The organism is Stenotrophomonas sp. YJH_SMC_36 (assembly GCF_059369935.1).
Map to the genome: position 1 here is coordinate 701,755 of NZ_JCAFTD010000002.1, position 14,454 is coordinate 716,208.

17 protein-coding genes are annotated in these 14,454 nt (G+C 67.3%); 4 read left to right on the forward strand and 13 right to left on the reverse strand.

The genetic code is table 11. The features are described 5' to 3' along the window. Window positions 1-36: 36 nt before the first annotated feature. Together AC5P76_RS06445 and AC5P76_RS06450 are read right to left on the reverse strand one after the other, a co-directional pair. On the reverse strand, window positions 37-612 hold the full coding sequence (locus AC5P76_RS06445) for a DUF6624 domain-containing protein (protein WP_197600850.1): 576 nt from the start codon (window positions 610-612) through the stop codon (window positions 37-39). Window positions 613-635: 23 nt separating this feature from the next. Next, on the reverse strand, window positions 636-767 hold the full coding sequence (locus AC5P76_RS06450) for a hypothetical protein (RefSeq protein WP_262101097.1): 132 nt from the start codon (window positions 765-767) through the stop codon (window positions 636-638). Window positions 768-840: 73 nt separating this feature from the next. Here AC5P76_RS06450 and mutS point away from each other — a divergent pair, with 73 nt between their 5' ends. The 3 genes from mutS (at window position 841) to katG (ending at window position 6,596) form a co-directional block, all read left to right on the forward strand. After that, on the forward strand, window positions 841-3,462 hold the full coding sequence (mutS, locus tag AC5P76_RS06455; RefSeq protein WP_495222706.1) for a DNA mismatch repair protein MutS: 2,622 nt from the start codon (window positions 841-843) through the stop codon (window positions 3,460-3,462). A gap of 137 nt (window positions 3,463-3,599) precedes the next feature. After that, window positions 3,600-4,208, forward strand: a complete 609-nt coding sequence (locus AC5P76_RS06460; RefSeq protein WP_253118966.1) for a DUF937 domain-containing protein — start codon at window positions 3,600-3,602, stop codon at window positions 4,206-4,208. A 147-nt stretch (window positions 4,209-4,355) separates the two neighbouring features. Further along, a complete protein-coding gene (gene katG, locus AC5P76_RS06465) occupies window positions 4,356-6,596 on the forward strand; it encodes a catalase/peroxidase HPI (protein WP_253118965.1) in 2,241 nt (746 codons plus the stop codon). A 108-nt stretch (window positions 6,597-6,704) separates the two neighbouring features. Here katG and AC5P76_RS06470 read toward each other — a convergent pair whose 3' ends face one another. Both AC5P76_RS06470 and AC5P76_RS06475 read right to left on the reverse strand, forming a co-directional pair. Continuing rightward, a complete protein-coding gene (locus AC5P76_RS06470; protein WP_053518953.1) occupies window positions 6,705-7,112 on the reverse strand; it encodes an RNA-binding S4 domain-containing protein in 408 nt (135 codons plus the stop codon). Window positions 7,113-7,121: 9 nt separating this feature from the next. Continuing rightward, window positions 7,122-7,358, reverse strand: a complete 237-nt coding sequence (locus AC5P76_RS06475) for a hypothetical protein (protein ID WP_253118963.1) — start codon at window positions 7,356-7,358, stop codon at window positions 7,122-7,124. A gap of 62 nt (window positions 7,359-7,420) precedes the next feature. On the opposite strand from AC5P76_RS06475, the gene AC5P76_RS06480 reads away from it, so the two are divergent. Then, window positions 7,421-8,878 (forward strand): MATE family efflux transporter, encoded by a 1,458-nt coding sequence (locus tag AC5P76_RS06480; RefSeq protein WP_053518957.1) that lies wholly within the window; start codon window positions 7,421-7,423, stop codon window positions 8,876-8,878. Window positions 8,879-8,897: 19 nt separating this feature from the next. Here AC5P76_RS06480 and AC5P76_RS06485 read toward each other — a convergent pair whose 3' ends face one another. The 9 genes from AC5P76_RS06485 to AC5P76_RS06525 form a co-directional block, all read right to left on the reverse strand. Then, window positions 8,898-9,305, reverse strand: coding sequence for a DUF1801 domain-containing protein (locus AC5P76_RS06485; RefSeq protein ID WP_053518959.1), 408 nt, complete (start codon window positions 9,303-9,305; stop codon window positions 8,898-8,900). Between the two features lie 38 nt (window positions 9,306-9,343). After that, window positions 9,344-9,778, reverse strand: a complete 435-nt coding sequence (locus tag AC5P76_RS06490; protein ID WP_053518995.1) for a DUF1801 domain-containing protein — start codon at window positions 9,776-9,778, stop codon at window positions 9,344-9,346. 79 nt (window positions 9,779-9,857) lie between these two features. Then, window positions 9,858-10,238 (reverse strand): DUF6404 family protein, encoded by a 381-nt coding sequence (locus tag AC5P76_RS06495; RefSeq protein ID WP_053518961.1) that lies wholly within the window; start codon window positions 10,236-10,238, stop codon window positions 9,858-9,860. Between the two features lie 82 nt (window positions 10,239-10,320). Further along, complete coding sequence (rplS, locus tag AC5P76_RS06500) at window positions 10,321-10,722, reverse strand: 50S ribosomal protein L19 (RefSeq protein ID WP_053518963.1); 402 nt, start codon at window positions 10,720-10,722, stop codon at window positions 10,321-10,323. 154 nt (window positions 10,723-10,876) lie between these two features. Next, a complete protein-coding gene (gene trmD / locus AC5P76_RS06505) occupies window positions 10,877-11,635 on the reverse strand; it encodes a tRNA (guanosine(37)-N1)-methyltransferase TrmD (protein ID WP_053518966.1) in 759 nt (252 codons plus the stop codon). A gap of 2 nt (window positions 11,636-11,637) precedes the next feature. Next, on the reverse strand, window positions 11,638-12,150 hold the full coding sequence (rimM, locus tag AC5P76_RS06510; protein ID WP_053518968.1) for a ribosome maturation factor RimM: 513 nt from the start codon (window positions 12,148-12,150) through the stop codon (window positions 11,638-11,640). A gap of 44 nt (window positions 12,151-12,194) precedes the next feature. Continuing rightward, window positions 12,195-12,455, reverse strand: coding sequence for a 30S ribosomal protein S16 (gene rpsP / locus AC5P76_RS06515; RefSeq protein WP_005415733.1), 261 nt, complete (start codon window positions 12,453-12,455; stop codon window positions 12,195-12,197). Between the two features lie 137 nt (window positions 12,456-12,592). Continuing rightward, window positions 12,593-13,375, reverse strand: coding sequence for an aminotransferase class IV family protein (locus AC5P76_RS06520; RefSeq protein ID WP_253118961.1), 783 nt, complete (start codon window positions 13,373-13,375; stop codon window positions 12,593-12,595). Beyond that, complete coding sequence (locus AC5P76_RS06525; protein WP_253118959.1) at window positions 13,372-14,448, reverse strand: NAD(P)H-dependent flavin oxidoreductase; 1,077 nt, start codon at window positions 14,446-14,448, stop codon at window positions 13,372-13,374. The genes AC5P76_RS06520 and AC5P76_RS06525 overlap by 4 nt, the downstream gene beginning before the upstream one ends. Window positions 14,449-14,454: the final 6 nt, after the last annotated feature.

Genomic DNA, 14,454 nt, shown 5'->3' on the forward strand with positions numbered 1-14,454 from the left:
CTCTCCGCGCGCAGTGCCCCAACTGCTGATCCGATCTTAACGCCCAAACTGCTCGCAATGCCTGGAGACCATCGCTTGATACTCCGCCATGGGCGCCAGGCCCATTCGAGCACGACGCTCGTCAAGCGTCTCAGGTGCTTCAACCGCACGTGGCTCCCAACGCCCCGGGTCTGCACAACGCCCCTGCGTTCCATAGCGCTGGGGGTCGTGGGTGCGGTCCCAGAGGTAGGCGTAATTGGACGCTTTGACCTGCCCCGTCGCTACCAAGGGCTCCATGGCTTCCGCAACAGAGCGCTGGAACGCCGGATCCTTGTCGGCATGCTGGGCCAGCAGCCAGGCCGCGTCCGCCCCGTCCTGGCCCACCTGCGCCACGGTCGGCCAGCCATGGGCCGCAACGATCGCCTTCAGCCGAGCGGTATGCACCGCATCGACGGCACTGAGCACCCTCTCCTCGCCCTCGGTGGTCAGCGGAAGGTCCCGGACCGCCTGATCGGCATCCTTCATCCGCAGGAGCTCGCCGCGCAGCTCCGGGTCAGCAGGCGTCCCACCGCTGGCTCCCAGCGGCGCGAAGAGGATCGCAATCACCCACAATGGACCGAATCGCCGCGTCACAGCTCCACCTCCTGCGTGATGTGTCAGCCGATGATGCCCAGTTGGCAGATTTGCCGGTAGGTCAGCTTAAACTTGATGCGTCGGCGGCGCCGGGCATCTGCCTGCGTCGCAACAACCGTATCCATGGTCGATCCGCTGTGTGCCTGTCGCGCCATCAATGTGATCCTGTTTGAGTCACTGCCGCCGCCGTGGCCCCGGATCGACCGCTACAACCGGTAGGAAGCTCTCTTGCAAACCGCTGATTCCAAAGTGAAACCCTCGTCGGCCAAGGCCAGTGCCGAACATACCCCGGCGATGAAGCAGTTCTTCGCAGCGAAGTCCGAGTACCCGGATCTGCTGCTGTTCTTCCGCATGGGCGACTTCTACGAGCTGTTCTACGACGATGCACGCAAGGCTGCACGCCTGCTCGACATCACCCTGACCCAGCGCGGCAGTTCCGGCGGCGCCCCGATTCCGATGGCCGGTGTGCCCGTGCATGCCTACGAGGGCTACCTGGCACGGCTGGTGGCGCTGGGCGAATCCGTGGCGATCTGCGAGCAGATCGGCGACCCGGCCCTGGCCAAGGGGCTGGTCGAGCGCAAGGTGGTCCGCATCGTCACCCCCGGTACGGTCACCGACGAAGCACTGCTCGACGAACGCCGCGACACCCTGCTGATGGCCCTGTCGCGCACCCGGCAGGGCTACGGCCTAGCCTGGGCCGACCTCGCCGGTGGCCGCTTCCTGGTCAACGAGGTCGACACCGACGACGCGCTGGAAGCCGAGCTGGCGCGCCTGGAGCCGGCCGAGCTGCTGGTGCCGGACGAGGAGAACTGGCCGGACTTCCTGCGCCAGCGCAGCGGTGTGCGTCGCCGCGCGCCATGGCTGTTCGATGCGGACAGCGGTCGTCGGCAGCTGCTGGCCTTCTTCAAGCTGCATGACCTGAGCGGCTTCGGCATCGACGACAAGCCACGCGCCACGGCCGCCGCAGGCGCCCTGCTCGGCTATGTCGAAGAAACCCAGAAGCAGCGCCTGCCGCACCTGACCTCGATCGCGATGGAAACCGCCGGCGAGGCGATCGCCATGAACGCCGCGACCCGCCGCCACCTGGAGCTGGATACGCGGGTCGACGGCGATACCCGCAATACCCTGCTGGGCGTGCTCGACAGCACCGTCACGCCGATGGGCGGCCGCCTGCTGCGTCGCTGGCTGCATCGCCCGTTGCGCCTGCGCGAGGTGCTGGTACAGCGCCACCATGCGGTAGCGACGCTGATCGATCGCGGCAGCGATGGCGACATCCGCGAACAGTTCCGTCGCCTGGGTGACCTCGAGCGCATCCTCACCCGCGTCGCCCTGCGCTCGGCACGCCCCCGCGATTTCTCGACACTGCGCGATGGCCTGGGCCTGTTGCCTGCGGTGCGCGACGTGCTGGCGCCACTGGACTCGCCACGCCTGCAGGCGCTGTACGCCGCGCTGGGCGAGCATGACGACTGCGCGCAGCTGCTCGCGCGTGCCATCGCTGAAATGCCGCCGCTGAAACTCAGCGATGGCGGCGTGCTGGCCGATGGCTTCGACGAGGAGCTGGATGAGCTGCGACGCCTGTCCACGAACGCCGACCAGTTCCTGGTCGACCTTGAGCGGCGCGAGCGCGAAAGCAGCGGCATTGCCACACTGAAGGTCGGCTACAACCGTGTGCACGGCTATTACATCGAGATCAGCAAGGGCCAGGCCGACCGCGCACCGGTGCACTACACGCGCCGCCAGACCCTCACCAACGCCGAGCGCTACATCACCGAAGAACTGAAGGCGTTCGAGGACAAGGTACTGTCCGCGCGCGACCGCTCGCTGTCGCGCGAGAAGTTCCTGTATGAGCAGCTGCTGGACACGCTGGGTGCACAGCTGGAGCCGCTGAAGCAGTGTGCCGCCGCGTTGAGCGAACTGGATGTGCTGGCCGCATTCGCCGAGCGCGCGCAGGCATTGGACTGGTCGCGCCCGGAACTGGAAACGGCACCCTGCCTGAAGATCGAGCGCGGCCGTCACCCTGTCGTGGAAGCCGTGCGCGAGCAGCCCTTCGAGCCGAACGATCTGGACCTGCACCCGGACCGCCGGATGCTGGTCATCACCGGCCCGAACATGGGCGGTAAATCCACCTACATGCGGCAGAATGCACTGATCGTGCTTCTGGCCCACATCGGCTCCTTCGTACCGGCCAGCCGCGCCGTGATCGGCCCGATCGACCGCATCCTGACCCGCATCGGCGCCGGCGACGATCTCGCCCGCGGGCAGTCGACCTTCATGGTCGAAATGGCCGAGACCAGCTACATCCTGCATCACGCCAGCCCACATTCGCTGGTGCTGATGGATGAGATCGGCCGCGGCACCTCCACCTATGACGGCCTTGCCCTGGCCGACGCGGTGGCCCGCCACCTCGCCTACGAGAACCGCTGCTACACACTGTTCGCCACCCACTATTTCGAGCTGACCGCGCTGGCCGACGAGCAGTACGAGGGCGGCCGCAGCGGTATCGCCAACGTGCACCTGGATGCGGTCGAGCATGGCGAAGCGCTGGTGTTCATGCACGCTGTGAAGGACGGCCCGGCCAACCGCAGCTTCGGACTGCAGGTGGCCGCGCTGGCCGGCCTGCCTCGATCGACCGTGGCACAGGCGCGGCGGCGCCTGGCCGAACTGGAACAACGGGGCAGCGAGAGCCATGCGGCGGAGCTGGCCCCTCAGGCGCTGGATGCCCCGCAGCAGTTCGGCCTGTTCAATGCCCCGTCCAGCAAGGCGCAGGAGGCGCTGGCCGCCATCGATCCGGACGAACTGACGCCCAAACAGGCGCTGGAAGCGCTGTATCGGCTGAAGTCACTGCTGTAACCGGCATGGGACCGGCGCAACGCCGGCCCCCCTCCCGCCCCCGGTCAGAGCGAGCCTGCGCCCGGCAGCCTTCGCATTTCCGTCGTGCAGGCGGCGTTATGCTCGGGCGGTCCTTCCTTCACAGAACGGAGACCGCCATGAACACCGAATCCCTCGCCGCATCCCTCTTCCAGCAGCTGCAGCAGGGGCAAGGCCTGCAGCAGGTTTCCCAGCAGCTCGGCCTGGACAGCAGCCAGACCACCCAGGCGGCGGGCAGCGCCTTGCCGCTGCTGCTGGGCGCAATGGGCCAGAACGCCAGCGAGCCGCAGGGCGCGCAGTCCCTGCTCAATGCGCTGCAGCGTGACCATCTGGGCAGTGGTGGGGGTGGCGGCTTCGACCTCGGCAGCATCCTCGCCGCAGTGATGGGTGGCGGCGGCAGCGGCGCCACCGATGGGGCCGGCATCCTCGGCCACATCTTCGGTGGCCAGCAGCCGCAGGCCGCTCAGGTGCTTGGCCAGAAGACCGGCCTGGACAGCGGCACCTCCGGCAAGCTGCTGGCGATCCTTGCGCCCATCGTCATGTCCTTCCTGGCCCAGCGCTTCGCCCAGCAGGGCAACGCCAGCGAACTCAGCAGCGCCCTCGGCCAGGAGGCGCAGCAGTCCGGCGGCATCGGCAGCATGCTGGGCGGTGTGCTCGATCAGGACGGCGACGGCCAGTTCGGGGCCAGCGACCTGCTGAAGCTCGGCTCGGGGTTGCTCAAGCGCTGATCGCACACACCCGTACAAGCCCCGGACCTAATAGACAGCCACTATCGCATTGGTTGAATCAATCGAATTTACCGATCCACAGGCGCCACCTAATGTGGGTCGGGCCTCCCCCGATTCCACCTTTCGCCAGTCCACAGGTAGAGACCCATGAAAAGCGAAGCGAAGTGCCCCTTCAACCATGCCGTCGTCGGTGACGCGACGACCAACCGCGACTGGTGGCCGAACCAGCTGCGCGTGGACCTGCTCAACCAGCATTCCGCGCGCTCCAACCCGCTCGATGCCGGCTTTGATTACGCATCGGCGTTCAAGAGCCTGGACTATGCCGCGCTGAAGGCAGACCTGAAAGCACTGATGACGGACTCGCAGGACTGGTGGCCGGCCGATTTCGGTCACTACGGCGGCCTGTTCATCCGCATGGCGTGGCACAGCGCCGGCACCTATCGCATCGGTGATGGCCGCGGTGGCGGCGGCCGCGGCCAGCAGCGCTTCGCCCCGCTCAACAGCTGGCCGGACAACGTCAGTCTGGACAAGGCGCGACGCCTGCTGTGGCCGATCAAGCAGAAGTACGGCCAGGCCATCTCCTGGGCCGACCTGCTTATCCTGACCGGCAATGTCGCGCTGGAGTCGATGGGCTTCAAGACACTGGGCTTCGCCGGTGGCCGTCCCGATACCTGGGAACCGGATCAGGATGTGTACTGGGGCCGCGAAACCACATGGCTGGGCGGTGACGTGCGCTACAAGCACGGCTCCGAAGGCGTGGTGGAATCCCACGGCGTGCTGGTGTCCGATGACGATGCCGATGGCGACGTGCATTCGCGCAAGCTGGAGAACCCGCTGGCCGCGGTGCAGATGGGCCTGATCTATGTGAATCCCGAGGGCCCTGACGGCAACCCCGACCCGGTACTGGCTGCACATGACATCCGTGACACGTTCGGCCGCATGGCAATGGACGATGAAGAGACGGTGGCGCTGATCGCAGGCGGGCACAGCTTCGGCAAGACCCATGGCGCCGGCCCGGCCGACAACGTCGGCAAGGAGCCTGAAGCGGCCGATCTGGAAAGCCAGGGCCTGGGCTGGGCCAACAGCTTCGGCAGCGGCAAGGGCGGCGACACCATCACCAGTGGCCTGGAAGTCACCTGGACCCGTACTCCAGCGCAGTGGAGCCATGACTTCTTCGAGAACCTGTTCAAGTACGAATGGGAACTGACCAAAAGTCCGGCCGGCGCGCATCAATGGGTGGCCAAGGATGCCGAGGCGGTCATTCCCGATGCGCACGACGCCTCGAAGAAGCACCGCCCGACCATGCTGACCACCGATCTGTCGCTGCGCATGGATCCCGCCTACGAAAAGATCTCGCGCCGCTTCCTGGCCGATCCGCAGGCGTTTGCCGATGCGTTCGCGCGCGCCTGGTTCAAGCTGACCCATCGCGACATGGGGCCGCGCGCGCGCTATCTGGGGCCGGAAGTGCCGGCCGAAGAGTTCATCTGGCAGGATCCGCTGCCGGCCGCAAAGCACCCGCTCATCGATGCCAGGGACGTGGCCACCCTGAAGCAGGCGATCGCCGCAAGCGGCCTGAGCGTCCCTGAACTGGTCTCCACGGCCTGGGCATCGGCCTCCACCTTCCGTGGCTCGGACAAGCGGGGCGGCGCCAATGGTGCGCGCATCCGCCTGGCACCGCAGAAGGACTGGCCGGTAAACCAGCCCACCCGTCTGGCCAAGGTGCTGGCCGCACTGGAAAAGGTGCAGAGCGGGTTCAATGCCGGCAGTGAAAGGCAGGTGTCGCTGGCCGACCTGATCGTGCTGGCCGGTGGCGTGGGCATCGAACAGGCCGCCAAGGCCGGTGGGTATGACATCAGCGTACCGTTCACGCCGGGCCGTACCGACGCCAGCCAGGAGCAGACCGACGTGGAATCGTTCGCGGTGCTGGAACCGGCGGCCGATGGATTCCGCAACTACCTCAAGGGCGCCTACAGCGTTCCGGGCGAAGCGCTGCTGATCGACCGGGCGCAACTGCTGACGCTGACCGCCCCGGAGCTGACCGTGCTGGTCGGTGGCCTGCGCGTACTGGGTGCCAATGCCGATCGCAGCGCGCACGGCGTCTTCACCGATCGGCCCGGGACACTCAGCAACGACTTCTTCGTCAACCTGCTGGACATGGGCACGCAGTGGAAGGCCACCGGTCGTGAAACCTACGAAGGCCGCAGCCGCAACGACGGCGCCGCACGCTGGACCGCCACCCGTGCTGATCTGGTATTTGGATCCAATGCGGTGCTGCGTGCGCTGGCAGAGGTCTATGGCAGTGCAGACGGCGAGAAGAAGTTCGTGCAGGACTTCGTCGCGGCGTGGACCCGGGTGATGGAGCTGGACCGCTACGACCTGCACGGCTGATCACCGGCAGGCCCGGCGCTGCTGTCGGAAGGCCCACCGGGCATGGCCCGGCGCTGCCACTGAAGGGCTCGCCGGGCATGGCCCGGCGCTGCCTTGGGGGCGTTCGCGTTACAGCGCGTCGATGTCGCCCAGCGCGCGGATCAGACGCCGCGCGCGCTTGTCCGGCTTGTGCTCCGGTGGCTGGAAGCCGTCGCGCGCGGCGATGCGCAGTGCGCGCTGCTCGGCGCGCCGTGCCTTCGAGGCCTCGCTCTCGGCATACAGCTGGTGCGCGACCGGGGCAGGCCCGCGCTGGTCGCTCAGGCCCATCACCTGGATCTCGAAATGCTCCTCGCCGCGATCGACCTGCAGGTGCTCACCCACGCGCACCGCGCGCGAGGACTTCGGCCGCTGACCGGCCACGCTGACCTTGCCGGTTTCGATGGCCTGCTTGGCCAGGCTGCGGGTCTTGAAGAAACGGGCCGCCCACAACCAGATGTCCAGACGGACACTGGGCGACAGCGGGGAAAGCTCAGGCATCGGCAGGTACTACTCCGTTCGCTTGTTCAGGGGGCGCGGATTGTCGGGGTCGGTGCGGCAGCCGCTGCCCCCGATCAGGGTCGGTGCTCCGGCAGCGAGATCCTGGCGCTGGCTGCCGACCAGACATTCGGGGCGGTCGGTCGGCCGCACCTGGGTATCGCCCAGCCGGTCTCCCGACGAACATGCGGCCAGCAGGCCGCCAATCAAGGCCAACGTGATCGACCTCACCTGCTGTCGTTGATGCATTGCCACATCCCGCGAACCGGCTTGGTGCTAGTGTGCGCCTCCCGGGATTCGATCACCACCCCATGGCCAAAGCGCCGCTTGACCTGACCGCCGGCCCGATCGGCCGCAATCTCCTGCTGTTCTCGCTGCCGATCCTGGCGGGCAACATCGCGCAGTCGCTGAACGGTTCGGTGAACGCGGTATGGGTCGGGCGCTTCCTCGGCGAAGCGGCACTGACTGCCACCGCGAACGCCAACAACATCATGTTCTTCCTGATCGGTTCGGTGTTCGGCTTCGGCATGGCCTCCACCATCCTGATCGGCCAGGCCATCGGTGCACGGGATATCGCCCAGGCACGGCGCGTGGTCGGCACCAGTGCCACGTTCTTCATCGGCCTGTCGGCGATCATCGCCATCGCCGGCTGGTTCATGGCCCATCCGCTGCTGGCGGCGATGGGCACGCCGGCGGCCTCGCTGCCACTGGCCGAGGCCTATCTGCGCATCATCTTCCTGGCAATGCCGACGTTGTATGCCTTTGCCTTCCTCAGCGCCGCGCTGCGCGGTGCCGGTGACTCGCGTACGCCGTTCCGCTTCCTGCTGCTGTCGGTCGTGCTGGACATCGCATTGAATCCGGTACTGATCTTCGGCATGGGGCCGTTCCCGGAGCTGGGCATCGCCGGTTCGGCCTGGGCCACGCTGGTGTCGCAGACCCTCTCGCTGGGCGGCCTGCTGCTGTACATGCGGCACAAGCGCCACACGCTGTGGCTGGGTCGCGCCGACATGCGCCTGTTCAAGCTGGACCTGACCATCCTCAAGGCACTGGTGGTCAAAGGCGTGCCGATGGGCCTGCAGATGGTGCTGATCTCGCTGTCGGTGATCCTGCTGATGACCATGGTCAACCAGTACGGCACCGAAACCGCAGCGGCCTATGGCGCCTCGCTGCAATTGTGGAACTACGTGCAGATGCCGGCGATGGCGATCGGCGCGGCCTGTTCCACGATGGCCGCACAGAACGTGGGTGCCCAGCAGTGGGATCGCGTTCGCGGCACCGCACGCAAGGGCGTGCTGTTCAATTTCCTGCTGACCGGTGCGTTGATCCTGCCGCTGGTGCTGCTGGACCAGTACTCGCTGGCCCTGTTCCTGCCGCAGGGCAGCGAGTCGCTGCAGATCGCGCGCCACCTCAACCATGTGGTGGTCGGCTCGTTCCTGTTCTTCGGCGTGAGCTTCGTGATTTCCGGCGTGGTGCGCTCGACGGGTGCGGTGATTCCACCACTGCTGATCCTGGCCGCGTCACTGTGGGGCGTGCGCGTTCCGTTCGCCGAACTGCTGCAGCCCTATTGGGGCGCAGATGCGATCTGGTGGAGTTTCCCGGTCAGTTCTCTGGTGTCGATGCTGCTGTCGCTGGCGTACTACCGCTGGGGGGGGTGGCGCAAGGCGAAGATGATCAGCACACCCGCGAAGGCCGAGGCGATTGCCACACCGTCGGAGATTCCTGCCTGCCCACCGTCACCGGTGGCGGACCCGGATGCCGTGACCCGGTAGCGCCGGGCATGGCCCGGTGCTACCGCTTGTTCTTCGCGGCGTTGTGCTTGGCCGCCGCGCGCATCAGGGTCTTGAACGCCGTGGCATCGGGCATGGTGCCTTCATGGATGTCGATCGCGCGCCGCGTGTTGCCTTCCAGGCTGGCGTTGAACAGGCGCTTCGGGTCCGGCAAGGCCGCCCCCTGGGCGAAGGTCAGCTTCACTGCCTGCTTGTAGGTCTCACCGGTGCACAGGATGCCGTGATGCTCCCATACCGGTGTGCCCCGCCACTTCCAGGTTTCCTGCACCTCCGGCAGCGCTTCATGGATCAGCGCCCGAACGCGTGCCAGCGTTTCACCGCGCCAGTCACCCAGTTCCGCGATGCGCGCATCGATCAGTGCGGCCGCGGGTGTTCCGGCGTCGTCGGGGTTCGGTGCATGCGTGGTCATCGTGTGCTCTCGTCGGCGGAACGTCCGGAATGGCGGGCTTACATGCGTTCGCCGGGCAATGCAGCGGCCTGGCGGACCCACTCGAGGAACTGCGCTTCATCCAGCATGCCCTCCTGCGTGATGTGCAGGTAGCGGGTATCGGCGCTTCTGGACGGCTCCGGTGGCATCGGTTGCAGGGCCGCGCCGCGGAAGAACGCGACCTTGATGTAACGGGCGAAGCAATGGAAGCTGAGGAACCAGCCGGCATCGGCGGCCACCGCGTACATCGGCGAGTTCCACTTCACCGCCTTGTGCACGCCGGGCACGGCTTGGCCGATCAGTGCGTCGAGGCGTGCGCCGATGGGCTGCTTCCAGTCCGGCATGGCGGCGATGTACGCCTGCACCGGCGCATCACCCTCGCCCTTGGCGATCTGCGGATTTCCCCCGGACAGGAGCCTGGGTGCAGTGGAAGGTGCGGCTCGCTTGGAAGGCATCGCACGGCGCATGCATGGGAATGAAGCCGCAGACTAGCGCCATCGGCAGCCTGCGGTCACGGCGCACTGCGCCATCGCTTCAGTCCGCCAGCGAGGCCAGGAACTGGCGCCATTCGGGCAGCTGTCGTTGGCGTTGAAGCGAGCGCATCAGGAGCGCCATCACCACACCGAACAGGCCGCCCGCCAGCAATCCGGCACCCAGCAGCAGGCCGAGTGGACGCTCACCGCCCTGCCACAGCAGCAGCCACATCAGGGCGCACCAGAACAGGCCGAACAGCAGCCCCTGCACCAGCGCGTTGATGCGGAAACCGGCCAGGATCGGCGGCGGCACAGCGACGCCCATCCGCCACAGCGTCCGATGCAGCAACGGTGCGGACTGCGCGCGCGGCAGCCCCTTGTCGTCCAGCAGACGAAGCGCCGCGCGGATGCGGTCGGGATAGCGCAGGTCGTTCTTGTTCATCGCACGAACCTAGCGGATGCAGGAGCACAAACGCAAACGGCCGCCCGAAGGCGGCCGTCGCGGCAACAACCGGAGTTGTCTATCAGGCCTTTTCGGCCAGACGGGCAGCCTTGGCCTGCGCAGCGGCAGCCAGGTCTTCCTTGATGCGGGCAGCCTTGCCTTCCAGGCCACGCAGGTAGTACAGCTTGCCGGCGCGGACCTTGCCGCGGCGCTTCACTTCGACCGAGTCGATGATGGCGCTGTGGGTCTGGAAGACGCGCTCGACGCCGTAGCCGTGCGAGATCTTGCGGACGGTGAACGAGGAGTTCAGGCCGGCATTCTTGGTGCCGATCACAACGCCTTCGTAGGCCTGCACGCGCTCACGGTTGCCTTCCTTCACCTTCACGTTGACGACAACGGTGTCGCCCTGGCTGAACTTCGGCAGTTCGCGGGTGATCTGGGCGGATTCGAATTCCGCGACGATGGACTTGTTCAGCTTGCTCATGGGTTACACCGATTCTTGTTCGGGTGGGCGTGTCGATTCGACAACGTAGGCTCATGCAGTCACCGGACTGTGCTGCACGTTTGTTTTGGGTACTGCGCACGCCAGCCGGGGCCGGCGGGAATTGGCCATGATAGCCGATAACGCCAGCCCTGCGCTAGGGGCTGGCCTTTTGTTTCCGGGCCTGACGGCCCTGCTCCAGCAGTTTGCGGTCGGTCTTGCCCAGCGCCTGTTCATCCAGCAGGTCCGGGCGCCGCTGGGCGGTACGGACCAGGGACTGCTGGCGGCGCCAGGCGGCGATGGCCGCGTGGTTGCCCGAGCGCAGCACCTCCGGCACGTCACCCAGCGGGTGCTGGGCCGGCTGGCTGTAATGCGGGCAGTCGAGCAGGCCGAGGTCGCCCTCGAAGCTGTCCTGTGCCGCCGATTCAGCGTCGTTCAGGGCCCCCTCCTGCAGGCGGGCCACGGCGTCGATGATGACCGCTGCGCCCAGCTCGCCGCCGGACAGCACGTAGTCGCCGAGGGAAATCTCCTCGTCGACATTGGCTTCCAGGAAGCGCTCGTCGATGCCCTCGTAGCGCCCACAGAGCAGGACCATGCGCGGCAGCGCCGCCAGTTCACGGACCTTGGCCTGGGTCAACGGCGCCCCCTGCGGGCTGAGGTAGATCACCCTGGCCGGGGTCGGATCGGCATTGCGGATCGCCTGCAGGCAGGCCTGCAGCGGTTCGATCAGCATCACCATGCCCGGGCCACCGCCGAAGGGACGGTCGTCCACCCGGCGGTAGTTGCCTTCGGCGTAATCACGGGGATTCCAGCCGTGAAGGCTGAACAACCCTTTCTCCTGCGCGCGTCCGACCACGCCCAGTCCAGCAGACTGGGCGAGGAACTCGGGGAACAGGGTGATGACGTCGAAACGCATGCTCAGAACTCGGGATCCCAGTCGACCACGACCAGGTTCGCCTCGAAGTCCACCGAAACGACGAAGTCCGGCAGCACGAACGGGATCATCCGCTCGCGGTCGCCACGGACCACCACCACGTCGTTGGCACCGGTGCTGAACAGGTGCGAGACCTGGCCCAGGGCAACGCCCTCGGTCGTCTTCACGTCCAGGCCTTCCAGGTCGACCCAGTAATATTCATCCGGATTCGGCGGCGGCAGCGCGCTGCGCGGCACGTAGATCTCGGTGCCACGCATGGCTTCGACCGCGTCACGGTCCTCGACGCCGGGGAAACGCGCGACCAGGTGCTTGCCGCTGTCGCGACCCCGCACACCTTCAATCGTGGTTTCCACGCCGGACGGACTGCGCACGATCCATGGCTGGTAACGGAAAATGGCGGAACGTGGCTCGGTCCAGGACTCGAGCTTGATCTCGCCGCGCACACCAAAAGCGCCGACAATCCTGCCCAGCAGGATGCGGCGCTCGATATCTTTCATCTGCTTCAACCAGGAGGGCCACGCCGGAGCGTGGCCCGTCAGGATCAGGCCGCAGCGGCCTGGGACTTGGTCGCTTCCTTGATCAGGTTGCGGACCTTGTCGGTCGGCTGGGCGCCGTTCTTGACCCAATGGTCAACGCGGGCCAGATCCAGCTCGATGCGCTTCTCGGCGCCCTGGGCGACCGGGTTGTAGAAGCCAACGCGCTCGATGTTGCGGCCGTCGCGCGCGCTGCGCACGTCGGTGACGATGATGTGGTAGAACGGACGCTTCTTGGCGCCGCCGCGGGTCAGTCGAATCTTGACCATGGTGTGTTTTTCCTATTGCCCAGTCGCCAGGATGGCGAGGTAAGCGGGCGATTATAGCGGCAGAGCGTGGCCGAGCCAACCCCACGCGTCACGGTAGCGCCGGGCCATGCCCGGCGGCCGGCAGGCCATGCATCCGTTCAGGAAAGCGGTTGCCACGGCACGCCGGCCAGTACCGCCCTGCCCTGTTCAGCCAACGCCAGCGAGCCGGCCAGGACCCGCCCATCAATGCTCTGCAGCGCCCAGAGTCCGCTGGCGTTGCAGGCAAACGCAGCCTGCACTCCATGCAGGGCGCCTGCCGGCAGGGGCCGGCACACCTGCGGTCCGTTCCAATGCTCACGCAGCAGGGCCTCTGCGGTACCCCGCAGCGCGGCGGCGCGTGGCCAGATCAGCTGGTGCCCATCATGCACGGCCACGTTCCAGGTCGTGCCCTCGCTGACGTGCCCCTGCGTGTCCACGAAAAGCGCGTCGTCAAACCCGTCGGCCATCGCCGCGCGCCGCTGCGCGAACAGGCCGAACGTGCCGACGTGCTTGATCTGCGGCAGCTCCCGCTGCCAGGTGACGCTGCGCACGCGGCGCGGCGTGGACAGCGATACCGGCGCGGATACCGCCACCAGCACATCGACCGCCACGCGGGCCAGTGGATCGCGGAAGTCGAAGTGACGCGAGAACACCGTCACCCGCAGCGAGGCGTCGGCAAGACCGGCCCTCTGCAGCGCCTGCGCCATCCAGCCCCGCACCTGCGCGGTGTCCAGCTCGCTGCCGAACAGGTCTCGTGTGGCCTGCGACAGTCGAGCCAGATGCAGGTCCAATCCCTGCACTGCTCCGCCACGCACCTGCAGCGAGGTGAAGTGACCGTAATTCACCAGCGCCGGCAGCAGATCCTCCACCTGCGCCGGCTGGCCGTTGCAGGTCAGCATCATCGCAGCAGCGCCTGCGCCTGTTCCCACATGCCGCGCAGCACGTCAGCCGCCGGCCGCGCCGGTGCCATCCACGCCGACTGCCCGGCCCAGGCCTGCATCGCCGCCAGCCGGTTCTCGCGTGTGGCCTGCGCGCGCATCGGCCCGGTTAGTCCACGCTGTACCGGGTACGGGCGCGGAGCCGGCGCACCGGCCGCCGCAGCGGCGCGTACATAGGGCGTTGCCAGGCCGCGGCCCAGTCGGCCACTGAACGCACGCGTCGGCCAGGTATCCTCCGGTTCCGTGATCGCCAGCGCGTCGGCCCAGGCCGGCGCCAGTGCTGCCTCCGGTGTGCGCAGGAACGCGGTGCCGATCTGCACCGCGCTGGCACCCAGCGTCAATGCCGCGGCGATGCCACGCCCGTCGGCGATGCCACCGGCCGCGATCACCGGAACTTGAAGATGGTCCGCCAGCCGCGGCAGCAGTGCGAACAGGCCGACCAGCTGGCGTTCGGCCAGCGCCGGATCGAAGGCCCCGCGATGGCCACCGGCTTCAGCCCCCTGTGCCACCACCGCATCGGCCCCGGCGTCCTGTGCAGCCCGCGCTTCGGCCAGCGTGGTGGCACAGGCGATCCAGGCAATGCCGGCGTCCTTCAACCGCTGCACATGCGCGGGGGAAAGCACGCCCATGATGGTCGAGGCCACCGCCGGGCGCGCGGCCAGCAACGCAGCGAACTGGTCCTCGAAATCGGCTGGCGTGGCATCGGCCGCACTGGCCGGCACCTCCGGTCCCCACTGCGCGAGGAAGGCACGGCTGGCGGATTCGGCGACCACGTCGCGCGTCGGCGCCGGGTCCGGCAACCACAGGTTCACCTGCGCCGGGCCGGTGGAAATGGCCCGGAACTCATCCATCCACCGCCCGATATCGGCGGCCGAGGAGAGCACCGCGCCCATTGCGCCCATGCTGCCGGCATTGGCCAGCGCCGCCGACAACGGCACCGGACAGGCACCGGCCATGGGGGCGAGGAGGATCGGAAGCTGCAATGAAAAACGCCGACAGAAGGCGTCGGCGCGTTCAAGAATCGGCGATGCGTTCACGCGACA

Excerpts from the sequence above, each read along its gene's own strand:
- AC5P76_RS06450 (WP_262101097.1), bottom strand. The coding sequence starts at position 767 with ATGGCGCGACAGGCACACAGCGGATCGACCATGGATACGGTTGTTGCG.
- AC5P76_RS06460 (WP_253118966.1), top strand. The coding sequence starts at position 3,600 with ATGAACACCGAATCCCTCGCCGCATCCCTCTTCCAGCAGCTGCAGCAG.
- katG (WP_253118965.1), top strand. The coding sequence starts at position 4,356 with ATGAAAAGCGAAGCGAAGTGCCCCTTCAACCATGCCGTCGTCGGTGAC.
- AC5P76_RS06470 (WP_053518953.1), bottom strand. The coding sequence starts at position 7,112 with ATGCCTGAGCTTTCCCCGCTGTCGCCCAGTGTCCGTCTGGACATCTGG.
- AC5P76_RS06475 (WP_253118963.1), bottom strand. The coding sequence starts at position 7,358 with ATGCATCAACGACAGCAGGTGAGGTCGATCACGTTGGCCTTGATTGGC.
- AC5P76_RS06480 (WP_053518957.1), top strand. The coding sequence starts at position 7,421 with ATGGCCAAAGCGCCGCTTGACCTGACCGCCGGCCCGATCGGCCGCAAT.
- AC5P76_RS06485 (WP_053518959.1), bottom strand. The coding sequence starts at position 9,305 with ATGACCACGCATGCACCGAACCCCGACGACGCCGGAACACCCGCGGCC.
- AC5P76_RS06490 (WP_053518995.1), bottom strand. The coding sequence starts at position 9,778 with ATGCCTTCCAAGCGAGCCGCACCTTCCACTGCACCCAGGCTCCTGTCC.
- AC5P76_RS06495 (WP_053518961.1), bottom strand. The coding sequence starts at position 10,238 with ATGAACAAGAACGACCTGCGCTATCCCGACCGCATCCGCGCGGCGCTT.
- rplS (WP_053518963.1), bottom strand. The coding sequence starts at position 10,722 with ATGAGCAAGCTGAACAAGTCCATCGTCGCGGAATTCGAATCCGCCCAG.
- trmD (WP_053518966.1), bottom strand. The coding sequence starts at position 11,635 with ATGCGTTTCGACGTCATCACCCTGTTCCCCGAGTTCCTCGCCCAGTCT.
- rimM (WP_053518968.1), bottom strand. The coding sequence starts at position 12,150 with ATGAAAGATATCGAGCGCCGCATCCTGCTGGGCAGGATTGTCGGCGCT.
- rpsP (WP_005415733.1), bottom strand. The coding sequence starts at position 12,455 with ATGGTCAAGATTCGACTGACCCGCGGCGGCGCCAAGAAGCGTCCGTTC.
- AC5P76_RS06520 (WP_253118961.1), bottom strand. The coding sequence starts at position 13,375 with ATGATGCTGACCTGCAACGGCCAGCCGGCGCAGGTGGAGGATCTGCTG.